Source organism: Flavobacterium chungangensis (assembly GCF_042654045.1).
Lineage (GTDB): Bacteria > Bacteroidota > Bacteroidia > Flavobacteriales > Flavobacteriaceae > Flavobacterium > Flavobacterium chungangensis.
In genome coordinates this window covers 55646-74059 of the sequence record NZ_JBHSFY010000001.1, presented here as the reverse complement: position 1 = coordinate 74059, position 18414 = coordinate 55646, and the positions used below count along the sequence as shown (strand labels likewise).

Annotated in this window: 17 protein-coding genes; 7 read left to right on the top strand and 10 right to left on the bottom strand. The window is 31.8% G+C overall.

Annotation, left to right across the window (positions count from 1 at the left end):
- Nucleotides 1–49: 49 nt before the first annotated feature.
- From ACFO3N_RS00310 to ACFO3N_RS00290, 5 genes are all read right to left on the bottom strand, one after another.
- Complete coding sequence (locus ACFO3N_RS00310) at nt 50–1768, bottom strand: hypothetical protein (protein WP_379794724.1); 1719 nt, start codon at nt 1766–1768, stop codon at nt 50–52.
- Nucleotides 1756–2937 (bottom strand): DUF4249 domain-containing protein, encoded by a 1182-nt coding sequence (locus tag ACFO3N_RS00305; protein WP_379794722.1) that lies wholly within the window; start codon nt 2935–2937, stop codon nt 1756–1758. The genes ACFO3N_RS00310 and ACFO3N_RS00305 overlap by 13 nt, the downstream gene beginning before the upstream one ends.
- Nucleotides 2938–2964: 27 nt before the next feature.
- Nucleotides 2965–5748, bottom strand: a complete 2784-nt coding sequence (locus tag ACFO3N_RS00300) for a TonB-dependent receptor (RefSeq protein WP_379794720.1) — start codon at nt 5746–5748, stop codon at nt 2965–2967.
- Between the two features lie 5 nt (nt 5749–5753).
- Complete coding sequence (locus tag ACFO3N_RS00295; protein WP_379794718.1) at nt 5754–6500, bottom strand: hypothetical protein; 747 nt, start codon at nt 6498–6500, stop codon at nt 5754–5756.
- Nucleotides 6501–6799: 299 nt separating this feature from the next.
- The gene (locus tag ACFO3N_RS00290; protein WP_379794717.1) at nt 6800–7762 is read right to left on the bottom strand and encodes a hypothetical protein; all 963 of its coding nucleotides are present in this window, start codon (nt 7760–7762) and stop codon (nt 6800–6802) included.
- A 103-nt stretch (nt 7763–7865) separates the two neighbouring features.
- On the opposite strand from ACFO3N_RS00290, the gene ACFO3N_RS00285 reads away from it, so the two are divergent.
- Nucleotides 7866–8609 (top strand): LA_2272 family surface repeat-containing protein, encoded by a 744-nt coding sequence (locus tag ACFO3N_RS00285; RefSeq protein ID WP_379794715.1) that lies wholly within the window; start codon nt 7866–7868, stop codon nt 8607–8609.
- 3 nt (nt 8610–8612) lie between these two features.
- Nucleotides 8613–9230, top strand: a complete 618-nt coding sequence (locus ACFO3N_RS00280; RefSeq protein WP_379794713.1) for a hypothetical protein — start codon at nt 8613–8615, stop codon at nt 9228–9230.
- A 75-nt stretch (nt 9231–9305) separates the two neighbouring features.
- Here the strand turns inward: ACFO3N_RS00280 and ACFO3N_RS00275 are convergent, their stop codons facing one another.
- From ACFO3N_RS00275 to ACFO3N_RS00255, 5 genes are all read right to left on the bottom strand, one after another.
- On the bottom strand, nt 9306–11441 hold the full coding sequence (locus tag ACFO3N_RS00275) for a polyribonucleotide nucleotidyltransferase (protein WP_379794711.1): 2136 nt from the start codon (nt 11439–11441) through the stop codon (nt 9306–9308).
- Nucleotides 11442–11620: 179 nt separating this feature from the next.
- The gene (rpsO, locus tag ACFO3N_RS00270; protein ID WP_012023524.1) at nt 11621–11887 is read right to left on the bottom strand and encodes a 30S ribosomal protein S15; all 267 of its coding nucleotides are present in this window, start codon (nt 11885–11887) and stop codon (nt 11621–11623) included.
- A 175-nt stretch (nt 11888–12062) separates the two neighbouring features.
- A complete protein-coding gene (locus ACFO3N_RS00265; RefSeq protein ID WP_379794709.1) occupies nt 12063–13007 on the bottom strand; it encodes an energy transducer TonB in 945 nt (314 codons plus the stop codon).
- Nucleotides 13008–13117: 110 nt separating this feature from the next.
- On the bottom strand, nt 13118–13813 hold the full coding sequence (locus ACFO3N_RS00260; RefSeq protein WP_379794707.1) for a toxin-antitoxin system YwqK family antitoxin: 696 nt from the start codon (nt 13811–13813) through the stop codon (nt 13118–13120).
- Nucleotides 13814–13846: 33 nt separating this feature from the next.
- The gene (locus ACFO3N_RS00255; protein ID WP_095928111.1) at nt 13847–14302 is read right to left on the bottom strand and encodes a GAF domain-containing protein; all 456 of its coding nucleotides are present in this window, start codon (nt 14300–14302) and stop codon (nt 13847–13849) included.
- 70 nt (nt 14303–14372) lie between these two features.
- On the opposite strand from ACFO3N_RS00255, the gene xrtF reads away from it, so the two are divergent.
- The 5 genes from xrtF to ACFO3N_RS00230 all read left to right on the top strand — a co-directional run bounded on the left by xrtF (nt 14373) and on the right by ACFO3N_RS00230 (nt 18330).
- Nucleotides 14373–14909, top strand: coding sequence for an exosortase family protein XrtF (gene xrtF, locus ACFO3N_RS00250; protein WP_379794704.1), 537 nt, complete (start codon nt 14373–14375; stop codon nt 14907–14909).
- Complete coding sequence (locus ACFO3N_RS00245; RefSeq protein WP_417392415.1) at nt 14899–15345, top strand: exosortase F system-associated membrane protein; 447 nt, start codon at nt 14899–14901, stop codon at nt 15343–15345. Before xrtF ends, ACFO3N_RS00245 begins: the two co-directional genes overlap by 11 nt.
- A gap of 46 nt (nt 15346–15391) precedes the next feature.
- Nucleotides 15392–15790: an HYC_CC_PP family protein gene (locus tag ACFO3N_RS00240; RefSeq protein WP_379794700.1), complete on the top strand. Its 399-nt coding sequence runs from the start codon at nt 15392–15394 to the stop codon at nt 15788–15790.
- Nucleotides 15791–15907: 117 nt separating this feature from the next.
- The gene (locus tag ACFO3N_RS00235) at nt 15908–17914 is read left to right on the top strand and encodes a TonB-dependent receptor plug domain-containing protein (RefSeq protein ID WP_379794697.1); all 2007 of its coding nucleotides are present in this window, start codon (nt 15908–15910) and stop codon (nt 17912–17914) included.
- Nucleotides 17915–17988: 74 nt separating this feature from the next.
- Nucleotides 17989–18330 (top strand): heavy-metal-associated domain-containing protein, encoded by a 342-nt coding sequence (locus tag ACFO3N_RS00230; RefSeq protein WP_379794695.1) that lies wholly within the window; start codon nt 17989–17991, stop codon nt 18328–18330.
- Nucleotides 18331–18414 lie beyond the last annotated feature (84 nt).

Here is an 18414-nt window from a genome sequence, read left to right as displayed (position 1 = left end):
CATGTTTCTAACTTTTTGAAACATGGGCTTTTAGTAGTTGTAATTTTTTTTAATTTGTGGCTGTATCTTTTACTTCAATTAATTCTTTAATAGAAACTGGAGTTCCGTTTTTTGCAAAACCTTCCAATCTTATTTCATAATTTCCGGCAACATCAGAAGTGTAGAATGAAGTTTGAGAATCCTTATTTAATTTTACATCAGGATTCCAAAGCAATTGATTTCTAAAATCAGGAATTCTTGCATTGTCAGCCAAGTTTGTATAATCTACATTGTTGTAGATTTTTTTAAGCTGTGGTCTCAAAATTGTAGTTTTTAGAATCGAAGAACCGCTTTGTGTGCTTGCAAAATCCTTATCAAAAGTTATAAAACTTACTAATCCGTTAAATGATTTTGGTCCAACATAATATCTTCCGACAATAAGGTCGATTCTATAGATATTTTTCATGTTATATTTTAATAAATCAATTTGGTTTTGCAATTGCAATCCGTCAACTAGTACTAATGCAGGATCTGGTAATTGAGGGAAAACAGATGGATCTGTTACATGCAAATGCATGACTCCGTTATTTTCTTTATGATATACTTCTGTTGTAACCTCTGTTATTGTTTCTTTTAATGTTTTAAATCTCGTATAATCATCCAGAACGTATTCTTTTGCTTTAGTGGCATAGAATGGATCTTGAGTAGTTTGCTTTTCTAAGTTGTCCTTTTTTCTATGGATATAAGCATTTTCAATTTGACTTGAAACCGCTCTGTCTAAAAGGCTTTCTTTAAAGGTGTATGACAAATTGTTGTTAGGTGAAAAGGCTAATTGCGTTGTGTTTATACTAGGAAGTTCGTCCAATGTAATAGAATAATTATCAGCACGCTCATCAATTACTTGAATAATGATGTTTGGATTGTAATTCTCTTTATCAATACTAAAAATGAATCGTCCTTCTGAATTTGTCTTTACCACTTGAAAAACAAAAGATTTTCCTGGTAAAGAGAAAGAAACCGTAACATCTTGAATCTTATCTGTTCCACTTTTAGAAACCACTTTACCCGATATCATTTCTCCCCTTAATTCTGGAAGCACTGCTTTTGAATTACCATCTAGCACAATAGTATTTGATGCTATAGCGGCAAAAGTAGTTGCCGAAATTGAATTTTGAGTAGGAATGTTGTCTAATTTTCTAACAGATAAAGAGTAACTGCCTTCTTTAATATTATCATTTGAAGATTCTAGTTTTAAATCGACATGTTCGCGACTAGAGAAAACTTTTTTGTTTAATCTAAGGTTTAAATCTGTCGCGTTTACTGAACTCTCCAAAGTATTTGAATTGCTTGTTAAAACATTGCTGTTTGGAGTTTTTTCATTTGTTTTATAAGGATTAACAATATTAATATCCATTTGAAAAAAATCTGAAGCAGGTTTGTTTAACATCCAATTGGTGTAAGCAACTAGCTTATAGCTACCTGTTTTAAGAGTAGTCGGAATAAAATAATCTCCTTGTCCTAAGGCATTTTCTAGCTTGATTTTGGCTTTAAAAACGCTTTTTTTATCGCTGTCTACCAATTCTACATAGGCAATTTTACTAATAGGACTTATGGTTTTGTCAGACGATTTTAAGCAGTAAATTTTATACAATAATGTCTCACCCGATACAAATGTCGATGCATTGGCATGAAGGTAAATAGTTTCGTCTACAACAATATTTTGCTGTGCGTTTCCTAATTGTGTGCTAATTAAAACAAACAATAATAATAGGTGCTTTATTCTGTCCAAAATGAAGGTATTACGTTAGATGAAAATGTTGTGCAGTCTCCGCATTCGATAGGTACCATAGTATAATAATCGTTGGTATTATAGCTGTACCAAAGCCTATAGCTGTTAAGTTCTGTTATTAATTGTCGTCCAAGGCAAGGAGGATCGCCAAATCCGAAACAGAATCTGTACTCAGCGTCAATACATGGCACATAATACGGAGGTAAAGGTCTTCCTGGATATAAGTCGGCATAATTAAAAAACATTCTTTTTGATGATACAGAAGATACATCAAAAAAGCCTATTACTTTGCTTTCAGTATCGGTAACGCATTTAATATTGCCATTTAAAAAACCAGGCTGTTTAGGCGATAATACACTAGAGCTGCTTGAAATTTCTTTTAATGTTTTGTAAAAAGTATAGGCTTCAAGATTTTGTACATATTGGCGAACTAGAATACTATATCTGTGACTGATGATATAATTCTGGTCACTTATAAATCGCACAGGAAAATTAACGCGGTCTTCTTGTAGATTTGTTGTTGATGTTTGAATGATATCAACAGATTTTTTTGAGCCGTAACAAATTTGAATGTCTAATGGACTTGGAATAAGCGCAATTTCTTGTGGGCCAGTTGCAATTAGTTTTTGGTCACCCCATTTTGGTGCGATTATTTTATAGGTTTCTTCATATTCGTATCTGTAGTATTTTGAAGTATTTGTTGGGTCGTAGCTTTCAACACTTATTTGTACGCCTTCTCCTTCTTGGGTTGAAACCACTTTAGGGACTAGGTTTTCAATCTGATTTTCAGTTGTCAAAACTTCACTTGTAGATTGGTATTTTTTACCGCCTTTTGTAGTGATTTCTAAAGAATATTCTGTGTTAGGTTCTGCTTTAAACTCTAAATCAGAAATATATTTTTCTGAATTTTCAGTAAAATGATAGCTATTTCCTTTGTTGTCGGTAACTACAACATTCGCACCTGTTTCTACTTGTATACCTTCTTCTTCCAAACGAGCAGTTTTCGTTAGTTTAATTTCCTGCTTTTTTAATTCATTTGTTATAGTTGCTTCTACAACAAGTGCCTCCTCATAAGAATCAGTCTTAAGGTTATAGGTTTCAGTACAACTAATGAATATAGTGCTCATTAGTAATAATACTGCTATTTTATTTTTTAATAATGTTTTCATGATTTTTAAATTCTGCTTTACGGAAGATTAAAATTTAAAATTATAAGTTATACTTGGAACGGGAATAGAAAAGATTGATGTTTTGTATCCCTTTAATTTTCCGTTTGGATCTGTTACAAAAAATATCGAATACGGATTATTTCTTCCTAATACATTGTAAACAGAAATATTCCAGAAACTATGCGCTAATTTTTTAATTTTATGATTCCCTTCAATGTTGATACCGATGTCTAAACGAATGTAATCTGGTATTCTAAATTCATTTCTATCGCTATATAAAGTGTATTGTGCGCCTCCAAGATTATATGTTCCAATAGGGTAGGTAATTGGTCTTCCCGTTTGGTATATAAAGTTTGTTGACAGACTATAACGTTTTGTGAATTTGTAATTTAAAACAGCGCTTAAATCATGTGGCTTATCAAAATTTGAAGCGAAGAATTTACCATTGTTCACAATTTCTTCATTAAACTCGCCATCTAATTTAATCAATGATCTTGAATAAGAGTATCCTAACCATCCATTTAATTTACCAACTTGTTTTTTAATTAAAAACTCTACACCGTAAGCTTTTCCTTCACCTTGTAAAAGTTCTGTTTCTACATTTTCATTTAACAATAATTGCGCACCTACTTTATAGTCTAAAATATTTTTAGATTTCTTGTAGTAACCCTCTAAGCTAACTTCGTATTCATCATCTCCAAAGTTTTTAAACAATCCTAAAGATGCTTGTTGTGCACTTTGTGGTTTTACGTTAGCATCAGATAATTTCCAAGTGTCAGTTGGAGATTGTGTGGTGTTGCTAGACAAAAGATGAATGTATTGTCTTGTCACATCATAACCTGCTTTGATAGAAAAATCTTCTGTAAAGAAATAACGTGCTGCTATTCTTGGTTCTAAGCCTCCATAAGTTGTTACAACTTCATTATTGTTGTAGTGCTTTGTGTCTATAATTGTAGCATCACTGATCGGTTTGCCACTTTCATAAGTATTAACATCAGCTGGTCCTAATGATGCGTATAAAGAATATCTTAAACCAAGATCAATTAATAATTTGTCGCTTACTTTATAATTGTCTGCCAGGTAAATTGCCGATTCTAATCCTTTTTCCTTATTAATATCAGTCGGAACTAAAGTTGAATTAGGGTTTGTCGGATGCTGGTAGCCTGGTGAAATATTATATAATTTACTAGCTACACCATAAGAAAAATTGTGTTTTTCATTCAACTTATAATTCATTTTTAATTGCAATTGAGTCTCGTTTATTTTATATCCGAAATCAAAAGAATTAACATTGTCAGAATGATAATCTATGTTGAATTTGTATTCACTATTCGTTAAAATAAGCGCTCCTTTGTTTTTGTCATTAAAGGTATGGTCCCATTTAGCAGAAAATAATCTGTTGCTGTATTTGTATAACGAATCTGAACTCAATCTAAAACGGTCATTACTGTAATATGCCATTGCTTCAATTGCATTTTTACTGTTGATGTTGTTTTGGTATTTTAAAATTCCATCATAAAATCCAGCTTCACTATTTTTAAGTCTTTCGTCATCCAATTGTTTTAAAATCCAATCAGAATATGTTGCGCGACCTCCCACAATTATGCTTGATTTATTTTTTTCGATTGGTACGCTTAATGTAAGGTTCGAAGTGATTGGCCCTATAGCACCTTCTCCAGAAATTTTCTCTTTGTTTCCGTTTTTTGTTGCAATATCAAATACAGACGATAGTCTTCCTCCAAAATCGGCAGGAATACTTCCTTTGTAAATGTCAGCTTTTTTTGTTGTATAAGGGTTAACGGCAGAGAAGAAACCTAAAAAGTGCTGTGGATTATACACAACTGCATTATCCAAAAGAATTAAGTTCTGATCTTCTTTTCCTCCACGTACGTTAAATCCTGCAGATCCTTCACCAGTAGTTTTTATACCTGGAAAAGTAGTAGCAACTTTAAAAATGTCTCTTTCTCCAAGAATAAGAGGAACATTTTTTATGTTTTCAATATCAATAGAAACCAGTCCAGATACAACTGTTTCTGTCGCTCTTTGTCCTTTCTTTTTAATAACTACTTCATCCAATTGATTCGATTTTTCGTTAAGTTCTATATCAAATTGACCATCATCGTATACGACTAAAGTCTTTGTAACCTCTTTGTGGCTAAGTGACTTTATTTCGACTATGTTAATTCCTCTTGGTAATTGTAAAGTATAATTTCCATCAAGATCACTAGATGTGCTTATGTTTTTATTTTTTACCTTAATATAAATATTGGCTTCTGGTTTTCCGTTTTCTTCATTTTTAACGGTTCCAGTAACTGTAAATGTTTTCTTTGTTGTGTCCTTATTTTCTTTACCTATAAATACAATAGAGCTCTTTTTGCTTACACTATAGCTGCTAGTTGAGTCATATTGCTGATAAAAAACCGGATTATCATTCTGGTCATTTCCTTGACTGTTTGTTTGAACTGGCTCATCAGGGAAATAATTAGATGGTAAAGTACTGTATATTGTACTGTTAAGCGTCAAAATTACTTTGTTCTTGATAACAACATAATTTAGGTCTGTTTTATTTAAAACAGCAGACATAAATTCATCAATACTAACATTATTAAAAGTGCCAGAAATAAGTGTTTTGTTAGAATTTAACCAACCCGAATCAAAATAAAATTTATAAGATGTCGATGATTCAATACGTTTTATAGTGTTTTCTAAAGTTTCATCTTTTAAAGTAATCGATAACTTCTCATTAGAATTTTGCGCAAAAGACAATTGAAAAGAGAAGAGGATAAGTAAGGAGAGTAAAATTTTTTTCATTTGTTTTATTTGCTTGATATTGAAAGAGAGTTAAAAGTGTATTTCATCAAATTTTTCATGAATTGATCTAAATCGGATTTTCTTAGTTCTCTGTTCAATAAATAAAACCCATTGATTTGTTTTTTCTGTTCTGGGAATAATTTAACAAGGTCGCCTTTGCTTTTTATTAAATAAATTTTGCCTTTTAAATCGATAAAATAAGAATTGTTTTCTTTGAATACATAATAAATGCTGTTGTCAGAAATTGTTTTTTGCATGTCTTTGTGATGTCTGATATACAAAATTAATTCCGGAGCAACCTTACTTTCTTCGTAGTAGCCTGTAGTAAATTCAGGTATGTCTTCGGTTGTTCTTTCTCTTTTGATGAAGTTCTTATCTTGGATCGAAAACGAACTGACTTTATTCTGAATTAAACTTATACCGACATTTTCTGAACCTCCAGCTGGATTTAAAACCAATATGTCGCGATAGATGTCGTATTTAAGTTTAACATCATAATAAGCTTGGTTTTCGTAGATAGCTTTTCCTAATTCGTATTTATCTACTAAATACAAATGAATGTCATTTCTTAAAGTTCTGTAAGGATTTGTGTGTGGTACCCCATTGTTAATATCCAGATTGTCTTTGCCAACTGTAGTGTCAAACCAATTGTAAGTTTTTACGTCATTGCTAGTTTGACTCTGGATAGGATGAATATTTAATAATAATTCAAATAAAATGAGAAAAACGATTTTTTTTTGGTAATTTTTCAAAGGATTTAATGGTTTATTAGTTGTTTTTGGAAGAATTCAAAAGTATAAAAAAAAGGTTACAAATAAAACGCTAATTTGTTAAATTGTTATAAAATCACGCTACAGGCTAGTGAAAGGCATTGTTAGACTATTAAAATTTAGAATTTTTATTAAAAATATTCGAAAAATGATGCAGTGGTGTGTTTTTTTGATTTTATGAAGGATAAGCTTGATTTTTAGAAAGATAGCAAAAAGATGCAAATGCCCAAGAACTGAAAAACCCCAATTCGATTAAGAATTGGGGTTTCTAATATTTTCTTTCAAAAAAACAAATCTACTTGTGAATTTATCTTTTCCAAATAATAATCAATTTTTCGAATGGCTCGATTAAAGAAAAGATTTTGTTCTTTAATGCCTGATTGTCCTAGCGGTTTTGAATTTATGATTTGTTGTTTAAAAAATTCATGCACGTTATTGCAGCTTTCTTCATTATCAGTAATAAAATAGCCTAAGAGTGTGTAAGGAACAAACATGGTTAACTTTTCATCCGTTTCAATAAGCATATTATTGTTGAGCAAGATTAACTCGTTATAATAGATATTAAACTTTGTATTTTTTGCGTTACATTTTTCCTGAATCAAATTGATAATTCTTTTCAGGTCTTTACAGAGGGCATTTGCATTTTTTAAAGAAAGTAAACCGGCTTCATGAAAGTACAGAATTTGTTGTAAACTGCTGTTTATGGTAGTGTCATTCCAAACTTCATTTACTACCGTGTTTTCATACACATTTTTTAACTTCTGCATATATTCAGTAAACGATTCATCGACTACAAAATTTTCAAAAGCAACTTTTTTCTGATTTGAATTTAATAGATTCAGCCATACAAAAGCTTTAAATTTAGATAGAATTGTACCATCCATAAAATAAAACAGCGGAATATCTTTTGCGGAATAAAAAAGTGTTGTGTTGGGATTTTTAGTCAATATTTCGATTTGTTCTGCCGATGTTTTGAAATATTGAAACATATCTTTTAAAGTTTCTATTTCAATAGTCTTTTCTACAATTACCTTTTCTTTTTTCGAAAATAGATTGTCCAATGAAATATTAAAATGATTTGCCAATATGATGGTTTCATCAATCGAAAATTTACTTTTTTCAGATATTCTTCTGTGTGATGCATCGTAGCTTATCTCTAAAACTGCAGCAATCTCTTCAATTATAGAAACTGATTTAGGGATTTTAGCTCGAAGCGCTTTTAAAAAGGATTCTTGATATTTCATAATTTGCGATAATCACAAATATAAGAAATGGTTTTATTGATTTAAGCAATTTTATATGTGATAATTACAATAGGTTTGTCCTGTAATTTTAAAATAATGATTTATGAAAACATCAATTTTAGTAATTCTAAGTTTTGTTTTTGGGTACTCTTACGGTCAGAATTCAGTTCTAATTCAAAATGATCCTGCTGAATTGCATTCTCAAATTTTCAGCCTTTCACCAATGTCTAAAAAAGTTGATAAAGTAAATGGATTTGTATTTGGAGTTGGACATGTTGAGAACAAAAATGTAGAGCATCAAACAATAAACGGATTAAACATGGAAGTGAATCCAGCACCAGTAGTTGGAGCATTCTATGCTTTTATGTCTTTAATGTATATGGATGAAATAATTAAAAACAATAAAAAATCGGATAGCATTAAAAATACTGAAGATTATTATAGAATTAAGAATATGAATCATTCTCCTCATTTAATGCTAAATGGTCTAAATATTAGTACGGGATGCTTTTTTACCACAACTAGTATGAATGGATTAAATGTATCTGCTGGAAATAAATTCAATAATTTTAATGGACTTTCAGTTACAATTTTAGGAACAATTTCAGATCATCAAAACGGGCTTTCGATTGGTATTTATAATGCTAATAATAATTTGGCAGGCTCAACAGTTGGAATTTACAACCAATCCTATCAATTAAGCGGACTGCATTTGGGAATTTTTAATCAAACCAGAATTAATAGAGGTGTACAAATTGGCGTTTTGAACAAGTCAAATTCAAAAGGCTTTCAATTGGGGCTTTGGAATGTAAACAATAAAAGATCAATGCCTTTTTTAAACTGGTAAATTATGAGACGATGTTTATTACTGCTGATTCTTATATTTTCAGAATTTGCATTTGCCCAAAATGAATCTCAAAATTCATCTGATGAATACGAGAGAGTTTATGTTGAAGCTGGTTTTGTACAGCCAATAGGAGAACTTTCTGGTAAATTTGATTTATCTCCATCATTTGGATTTTGGTTTAGAAATAAATTAAATCGGGAAGATTTTGTAGATTTTGGATTTAACTTTTTTGTACCAAAAAATCCTGTCAATGTCAATTTTAAATATCGGGATTCAATTGTACAATATAAATCAAGTCATTTTGCCATAAATATAGGAACGCGTTTTGCAAAAGTTATTCCGTTATCTCGGCAAAAAGCAGATTTTAATTTAGAATGGAATTCAGGAATTGGTTTGGCTCTAAATTTTTATAATGCTCCAAAAGAATTAGAATTTGGAGAGAGAGAACACACAAAAGAAGTTTTGACTACATTTTATTTATCACAAGGAATCAAGATTAATTATAGAAATACCGGATTACAATGTCATTATCAATGGTCGCCTTATAACTTGTTTAATGATCAGGTTGAAAAGAATTTTGGTTCCCAAAGTTTGATGTTTGGAATAGTTTACAGGCAATAGTAAAAACTGAAAAACCCCAATTCGATTAAGAATTGGGGTTTTCTATGAATAAACCTTTAGTAAACTAAGATCTGATTACTCTTTTTTCTCCTCACGTGGAGGTCTTGGAACAAGTGCTTTTTTAGACACTTTTTCTTTTTTAGTTTTAGGGTCAACTCCTAAGTATTTTACTTGGAAAACATCTCCCATTTTAACTACGTCAGCAACATTTTCTGTACGGTCCCAAGCCAATTCAGAAACGTGAAGTAAAACTTCGTTTCCTGGTGCAGCAGTATATTCTACAACAGCTCCAAAATCAAGCATTTTAATTACTTTAACTTCGTAAGCTTCTCCTAATACTGGTTTGAAAGTGATAGAAGCAATTTTTGCTAATACCGTTTCAATTCCAGCAGGATCTGTACCTAAAATCTCGATAACACCTTGTTCGTCAACTTCATTAATAACGATAGTTGTTCCAGTAGCTTTTTGTAATTCTTGAATTACTTTTCCACCAGGTCCAATTAAAGCTCCAATAAAGTTTCCAGGAATAGTTCTGGTAATGATTTTTGGCGCATGAGCTTTTACGTCAGCTCTTGGTGCAGCGATTGTTTCAGTTAATTTTCCTAAAATGTGTAAACGTCCATCACGAGCCTGAGCCAAAGCTTGCTCCATAATATCATAACGTAAACCATCAATTTTGATGTCCATTTGACAAGCTGTAATACCGTCAGCAGTTCCAGTTACTTTAAAGTCCATATCTCCTAAGTGATCTTCGTCTCCTAAGATGTCAGACAATACAGCAAATTTCTCACCGTCAGTAATTAATCCCATAGCAATACCAGAAACTGGTTTTACCATTTGAACTCCAGCATCCATCAAAGCCATTGTTCCAGCACAAACTGTTGCCATAGAAGAAGAACCATTAGATTCTAAAACCTCAGAAACAACACGAATTGTATAAGGACAATCAGCAGGAATCATATTTTTTAAAGCTCTTTGAGCCAAGTTACCGTGACCAACTTCTCTTCTTGAAGTTCCTCTTAATGGTTTTGCTTCACCAGTTGAGAAAGGAGGGAAGTTATAGTGTAAGTAGAATTTCTCTTCACCTTGTTCAGATGGAGAATCGATTTGGTTTGCTTCTCTAGATGTTCCTAAAGTTACAGTGGCCAAAGCTTGAGTCTCTCCACGAGTAAATAAAGATGAACCGTGAACTCTTGGTAAATAATCAGTTTCACACCAGATTGGTCTAATGTCTGTAGTTTTTCTACCATCTAAACGTACACCTAATTCTAAAACTACATTACGAACAGCTTCTTTGTTTGTTTTGTAGAAATATTTAGAAACTAAATCACCATCAGCAGCTAATTCTTCTTCAGTAAATAAACCTTTAACTTCTTCTTTTACTTCAGCAAATGCAGCGCCTCTTTCGTGTTTAGCCGAACCAACTTTTGCAATAGCATAGATTTTGTCGTATGCTGCAGCTTTTACTTTTGTGTAAATTTCTTCATTTTCTCTCTCTCCTTCGTAAGTACGGATTTCTTTTTTACCAAAAGCTTCTTGTAAACGATATTGAGCTTGAATTTGAACTTTGATAGCTTCGTGAGCAAACTTAATAGCTTCGATCATTTCAGCTTCTGAGATTTCTTTCATCTCACCTTCAACCATTGCTACAGAATCCATAGAAGCTCCAATCATCATATCGATATCAGATTTTTCTAATTCTTCTCTGCTTGGGTTGATTACTAATTTCCCGTCGATACGTGCAACACGAACTTCAGAAATTAAGTTATAGAATGGAATGTCTGATACAGCTAATGCCGCAGAAGCAGCTAAACCAGCTAATGCATCTGGCATAACTTCTTCGTCGTGAGACATTAATTGAATCATAACTTGTGTTTCAGCATGGTAATCGTCTGGGAAAAGCGGACGCAATACACGGTCAACTAATCTCATTGTCAATACTTCGCTGTCGCTTGGGCGTGCTTCTCTTTTAAAGAAACCTCCTGGGAAACGACCTGCTGCTGCAAATTTTTCGCGGTAATCTACCGTTAACGGTAAAAAATCAACGCCTGGGTTTGATGTGCGAGCTGAAACTGCTGTTGCAAGAATCATAGTGTCGCCCATTCTTACTACTACAGAACCGTCAGCTTGTTTCGCTAAACGTCCTGTCTCGATTGTGATGCTTCTGCCATCACCTAAATCGATCTTTTCTACAAATAATTGTGGAATCATAAATTTTTTCCTTATTGATTATACAATGGGTTTTAGTTGTGTTGTAGTGTTGTTGTGTGTAGTTGTTGTTATCTAAAACCCAATGAAAAACCAAACTTTTTTTCTTGTAATATGCTTATTATAAATAGCTATAATGTAAAAACAAAAAGAGGCACTTTCGCACCTCTTTTCTATATTGATTATTTTCTGATATTCAATACTTTGATAATCTCACGATATCTGTTGATATCTTTCTTTTTCAAGTAGTCCAACAAAGCTCTTCTTTTACCTACTAATAGTACAAGAGAACGCTCAGTGTTGTAATCGTGACGATTTTTTTTCAAGTGTTCAGTTAAGTGAGAGATTCTGTAAGTGAACAATGCGATTTGACCTTCAGCTTTACCAGTGTTTTTTGCATCACCGTGTTGTGCGAAGATTTCTTCTTTCTTTTCTTTAGTTAAATACATTCCAATATTGTTTTAATGATTTTTATGTATGTCATACAACTTTTGTAAGACGGGTGCAAAATTAGATTAAAAAAACAGAAAAATCAAAAAAAAATAAAAGAATCTTAAAAAGGAATTCTATAAAATTCAATTTTAATGATTTGAAGGTGTTTTTTTAAATTAAGATTTTTTAATTTTATTTTGTCATTATAGTTATTGGTAATTTATAAAGAGCTCTTACTGGAATACCTCTGTTCTTTCCCGGATTCCATTTTTGAGCTTCTTTAATCAATTGTATTGCACTTTCATCGATGCCATAACCAACGCCTTTTATTACTTTTGGTTCTACTAGATTACCTTCTTCATCTACTATAAATGTCATGTATATTTTTCCAGAAACTTTTCTGGCTTCAAAAGGAATGTGCATTGACTTCCCAATATAACTGTAGAATGAATTTATTCCATTCTTAGGACTTGGCTGAAGGTATTTAGTACTGTAGGAATGTTTTATGTTTAGAGAATCTGTGGTAATGCCAGAAACCAATTTTCCATTTTTATACATTTCAATGAAACTTGATTTTCTCCTAAAATCACTTCCTTTCCATGTGCCTTCTGGTTCGCCGTCTTTAATTTGCCCAGCTTCTTCACTGTTTTTGCTTTTATAGGAGTAATATCCATTTCCATCTGTTATAATTTGTTCTTTTTCAGGATTCCAAAAATTATTTAGTTTGCCCTCAACGTTGCCTTTTTCATCTTCTGGATAGTAAACTTCAGATTTTATATTTCCATTTTCGTACCAGTTATATTCTTTTCCTGATTTCTTTGAATTGACATAGTTGACAGTATATTTTTTATTTCCATTTTCATAGTAAGAGACAGCTTGCCCCTCAATTTTGATAATATCTCTGTCTGTAGTAGTGGCAATAAATTTTATCTTTCCAGATTTATAATAGTCTTTATAGATATAAGACTTTTTATCTGAGTAGTATTCTTCAATAAGTCTCGTGTATTTATAATTTTCCGGAGTAGTCGGAACCCACATAGAATCTAAATAAATTAACTTATTAGCAGTTACAGCGTTTTGTGAAAATGCCTGAACAAAAATTAAAATAAAAAATAAAAGCCGTAAAATTTGTTTCATATAGGTTTTGGAAATAAAATTAAAGCAAAGTAATATTTTTAATACAAAAAGTTAAGATTGGTGTATTATAAAAATAAAAAGTCTTTTTTTCTTTGCTGTTGACTAATGTATTATTTTAATTTGACAACTTTTTTCCCTGATTGTTTCTCGCCTAATGAAGAATAAGAAGTTTTAATATTGTTTTCATCAACACGTACTCCAGAAATTAAAATCCCTTTGTCATAGTTGTCAGTAAAAGAAGTATTTTTAACTAAATCATTTCCCTGCCAAATGCCTTGTTTTAAACCGTTTTTAATTTTTCCTTTTTGAGTTATAGGTCCATCGGTTTCTTGATAATCCCCATTTCCGTCTGTTACGGTTTGCGTTTTGTCTTCGCTCCAAGAGTTAATAATCAAAGTTTGTGATTTCTTTGTTTTTGGATCCCATAGATTCTGTTTTTCGCACTTTTTATTCTGGTTTTCGTACCAATTGATTTCTTTTCCGTTTTTGTGATCCTCAGAATAATTGACAACGGTTTCTTTTGCTCCGTTTTTATAGTAGTAAATAAATTCGCCATCTTTTTTTAAGACGTCGCGATCCAGAGTAGAACCAGTCATTTTCTTTCTTCCATTCTTATAAAAATCAGTTACAACATAGCGAACACTTTTTTGCGAATAATTGGTAATTACTCTTGTGTAGGCATGGTTTTCTAGTGTACATTCACGATTTAAGGAGTCTAAAAATATTTTTTTAGAAACCATATTAATTTGTGCTGACAGATGAGCTGAAATTAGTATAAGCAAAAAGAGAAGGAAGTTTCTTTTCATTCTGTGCTATTTTTTATCTTAAAAATAGTTTTTCTAGAATAATTTAGCAACTTCTTGATTTACAAATTCTAAAAATCTTTCGTCAGCTTCTGTAAAAGGATCGATAACGTGGCTGTCAATGTCGATTTGACCAATATTTACTCCGTTAACAAAAAGGGGTACTACGATTTCCGATTTTACGGTTAAACTGCAGGCGATGTAATTGTCTTGTGCTTTAACATCTGGCACAACAAAATTGGCATTACTTTCAGCAACTTGGCCGCAAATTCCTTTTCCAAAAGGAATAACAGTATGGTCTGTTTCTGCACCAACATACGGTCCTAAATGTAGAGTTTTAGCCTCGTGATTAGCAAAATAAAATCCAACCCAGTTGTAATACTCCACGTTTTCGTTTAAAAGTTGGCATATTGCTAATAATTTTCCGTCTCTATCTGTTTCAGTGCCAGCAACAATTGCACTTATTTTTGGTTGTAATTCTTGAAATGTCATAATGTAAAAATTTATACAAAAGTATTTAAAGCTGAACTCAAAAAATACATAAATTTGAAAAAAAAATCTCTTGAAAAAATATTTAGTCCAGTTTAAGCCATTCTTAATTTTTGTAAGCGTCTTTTTTCTTACCTATATTGTCCTTACACTGCTGTATAAGTTTTATTTAAATACCTATCAAGCCGAGGAACTTGATGGTGCGACAATGATAGCCGGGCAAAATGCAGAACAATTGCTAAAGCTTTTTAATTATGATATCATAATTCAGAAAAGTTCACAAAATCCGTGGCAGGAGATTATTTTAAATGGCAAATTCATAGCGCGTATAACAGAGGGGTGTAATGCTGTTAGCGTAATGATACTTTTTGTGTCGTTTGTAGCTGCTTTTTCGAGAAGTTTAAAAAAAACAGTATTGTTTATACTTTTTGGACTTATATCTATATACCTATTAAATGTTCTAAGAATTGCGATTTTGATTATCCTTGTATATAATTTTCCTCAATATACCCGATTTTTACATGGTACTTTCTTTCCTTTAATGATTTACGGATATGTTTTTATTTTATGGGTTTTCTGGATTAATAGATTTTCAAAATATGCTAAATAATTTAAAAGAGAATAAATTTAAAATCTTTACGGCAATTATTGTGGTAATAGGTTTTGCTTTGATTAGGTCATTTGAAAGAAATTTGTTTTATGATCCTTTTCTGAGATACTTTGAAGCCGATTTCCATTCGAGTCCTTATCCAGAAGTAGAAACTCTAAAACTTTTCGGGTCGCTTTTTCTTCGTTATTTTCTAAACTCTGCGTTGTCACTTTTACTGATTTATGTCTTGTTTCAAGATCGTGATATTTTTAAGTTTAGCTCATTTGTTTATGGTTGCTTTTTGATTGTGCTATTGAGTTCGTTTTATATAATACTTCATTTTTTTCCAGATGGCAGTTGGCTTCTTTTTTATGTAAGAAGATTTATAGTTCAACCAATTTTGGTGTTATTGTTTATTCCTGGATTTTACTATCAGCTTCAGAAATCTAAAAAATAACAATTCATTTAGTTTTTTATCAACAGTTTTTGAATAGCTTTGCAGTATGAATTTGAAAAAGTGTACAGGTCTGTTTTTGGCGTTCCTTTTATTGGTTTCCAATATTGGGTTTGCTTTTGATGTGCACTATTGTGGCGGAGAAATTGCTTCGGTTTCATTAAAGACTACTGCAGAACCTGTTGTCGAAAAGAAATGCTGCGGTTCTAAAGAGAAAAAGAACTCTTGCTGTAAAGACAAAGTTGTTCATTTCGAAAAGAAATCAGATGATGCAACAATCAAATTCTTCTTTTTTCAATTTGCTTTCCCAGCAGTTATACAAGATTACAAACCTCTTATCTTTTTAGAAATTCCAAATTTTAAAAAGAAAGAAGTTCTTTCGTATTATGCTGACGCGAATGCGCCCCCCTTATTTAAATTATACCATCGGTATATTTTCTATTCCTGATTTTAATGTTAAGATGCACTACAAGTCTTAATTAAGGCTTCGTATTTACATTTTAATTGCTTTTGCTTTGCGCAGAATGCAATAATGTAATTCTATTTCAACATTAAAATCATTTTTATGCAAAAAAATATAATGCTTTTTTTAGCGTTTTTGCTTTCTGTATCTGTGTTTTCGCAAGAAGATCTAGAAGAAGTAAAAATCACTAAAAAGCAAAAAGGAATTAAAAAATCCTATACGTTAACAGCCAATACTTCTGTAATTACTAGTAAAGAACTGCTTAAAGCGGCTTGTTGTAATTTGGCAGAAAGTTTTGAAACTAATCCATCAATCGATGTCAATTTTTCTGATGCTTTAACAGGAACTAAGCAAATTAAAATGCTTGGATTGACGAGTCCTTACTTAATGATTACAGAAGAGAATATTCCTTCTGTTCGAGGAGCTTCTCAAGCTTACGGATTGTCATTTACTCCTGGAACTTGGATCGAGAGTGTTCAAATTACCAAAGGAGCGGGAAGTGTTATAAATGGATACGAAAGTATTTCAGGTCAAATTAATACGGAGCTTTTAAAGCCTTTAAACGATATTCCGTTTTTCTTGAATGCTTATGGTTCAACCGACTCTCGTTTTGAATTAAATACTCATTTCAATAAAAAATTATCAGATAAATGGGCAACAAGTTTGTTTGTTCATGGAAATGCGCGTGTAGCTAAAAACGATATGAATAATGATGGCTTTTTAGATAATCCGTTAGGAAAACAAATCAATGTTTTAAACCGTTACCAATATTATGATCCGGAAAGCGGTTTGGTTAGTTTTATCAATTTCAGATATATGAATGATAAAAAACAAACAGGAGAAGTTGATTTTGATAAAGATCGCGATCGAGGTACAACTAACCATTGGGGTTCTGAAATTAATACAGAACGTTTTGATGTTTCAACAAAAATCGGATATGTGTTTAAAGATATGCCTTATCAAAGTATTGGTTTTCAAAATGCTTTTAATAGTCATAAACAAGATTCTTATTATGGTTTAAATCAATACGATATCAAACAAAATAGTTTTTATTCTAATTTGATTTTCAATTCGATTATCAATAACACCATGCACAAGTTTACTACTGGTCTGAATTTTACTTACGATCAATATCAAGAGTTTGTCAATTTAACCGATGTGGGTAGAATTGATAATTCCGTTGGCGCTTTCTTTGAGTATACTTACGATAATACAGACAATTTTAGTTTGATTTTAGGAGGGAGAGTAGATAACCATAACCGATTAGGTTTTTTTGTTACACCAAGATTGCACATGAGATATAATCCTTGGAAAAATGGAGTAATTCGTTTTTCTGCGGGAAGAGGGAAACGTTCTGCCAATATTTTTGCCGAGAATCAGCAGCTTTTTGCTAGTTCGAGAACATTTTCGATTTTAGATTCTAGTGGAAAAGTATACGGTTTAAATCCAGAGATTGCTTGGAATTATGGCGTGAGTTTCTCGCAGAAATTCCGTCTTTTCAATAAAAATGCCGATGCAGGTTTTGATTTTTACCGCACCGATTTCCAAAATCAAGCTGTTGTAGATGTGATGCAAAGTCCACAACAAGTTTTGTTTTATGATTTGAAAGGAAGTTCTTTTGCAAACAGCCTTCAAGTAGAGTTTAATTATGAATTGATTCATAACTTAAATTTGAGAACAGCTTACAAATATTACGACATTCAAACCGATTATTTAAGAGGGACATTCCAGCGTCCGCTTCAGGCTAAACATCGTTTCTTAGGAAATTTAGAATACGAAACAACGATGAATAATGATAAACAATGGAGGTTTGACTTTACATATAATTGGTCAGGAAAACAGCAATTGCCTTATACGGCGACAAATCCTGTTGACGATCAATTTCCTGATTTTTCGCCTGCTTATGGGGTGATGAATGCTCAAGTAACTCGTGTTTTTTCATCGGTTTTTGAGGTATATGTAGGAGGAGAGAATATTGGAAATTACAAGCAGCAAAAAGCAATTTTAGGAGCAAACGATCCTTTTGGACCTAATTTTGATGCATCGATAGCATACGCTCCAATTTTTGGACAGATGTATTATGCGGGGTTAAGGTTTAAAATTAAATAACAATTTCAATATCAAAAATCAATATCAATAACAATTTCAAAAGTCAATTTTAATAACAATAAAAAATAAATATAATGAATAAGATAGTTTTAATCGCGATGATGGTTTTTTTAGGATTGTCGGCTCAGGCTCAAACGAAGAAAAATAAGAACTTAAAATATGCAACAGAAGTAAATGGTAACTGCGAACAATGCAAGAAACGAATTGAAAAAGCGGCTTATGGAGTTCCAGGTGTAAAAACTGCAAGTTGGGATGTAAGTTCTCATCAGCTTTCAGTTATTTTAAACGAAGAAAAATGTTCTCCTTCAGATTTAAACAAAGCGATTGCCAAGGCAGGTCATGATACTAAGGAGGTTAAGGCGACAACTGAAGATTATGATAACTTACATAGCTGTTGCAAGTATGTAAGAGAATAATGTAAAGGAAAGCCCAGACAAATAGTTTGGGCTTTTTTTAATAGTTAATTTATGTTTAAAATACCGTATTTTATTGTGGTTAAG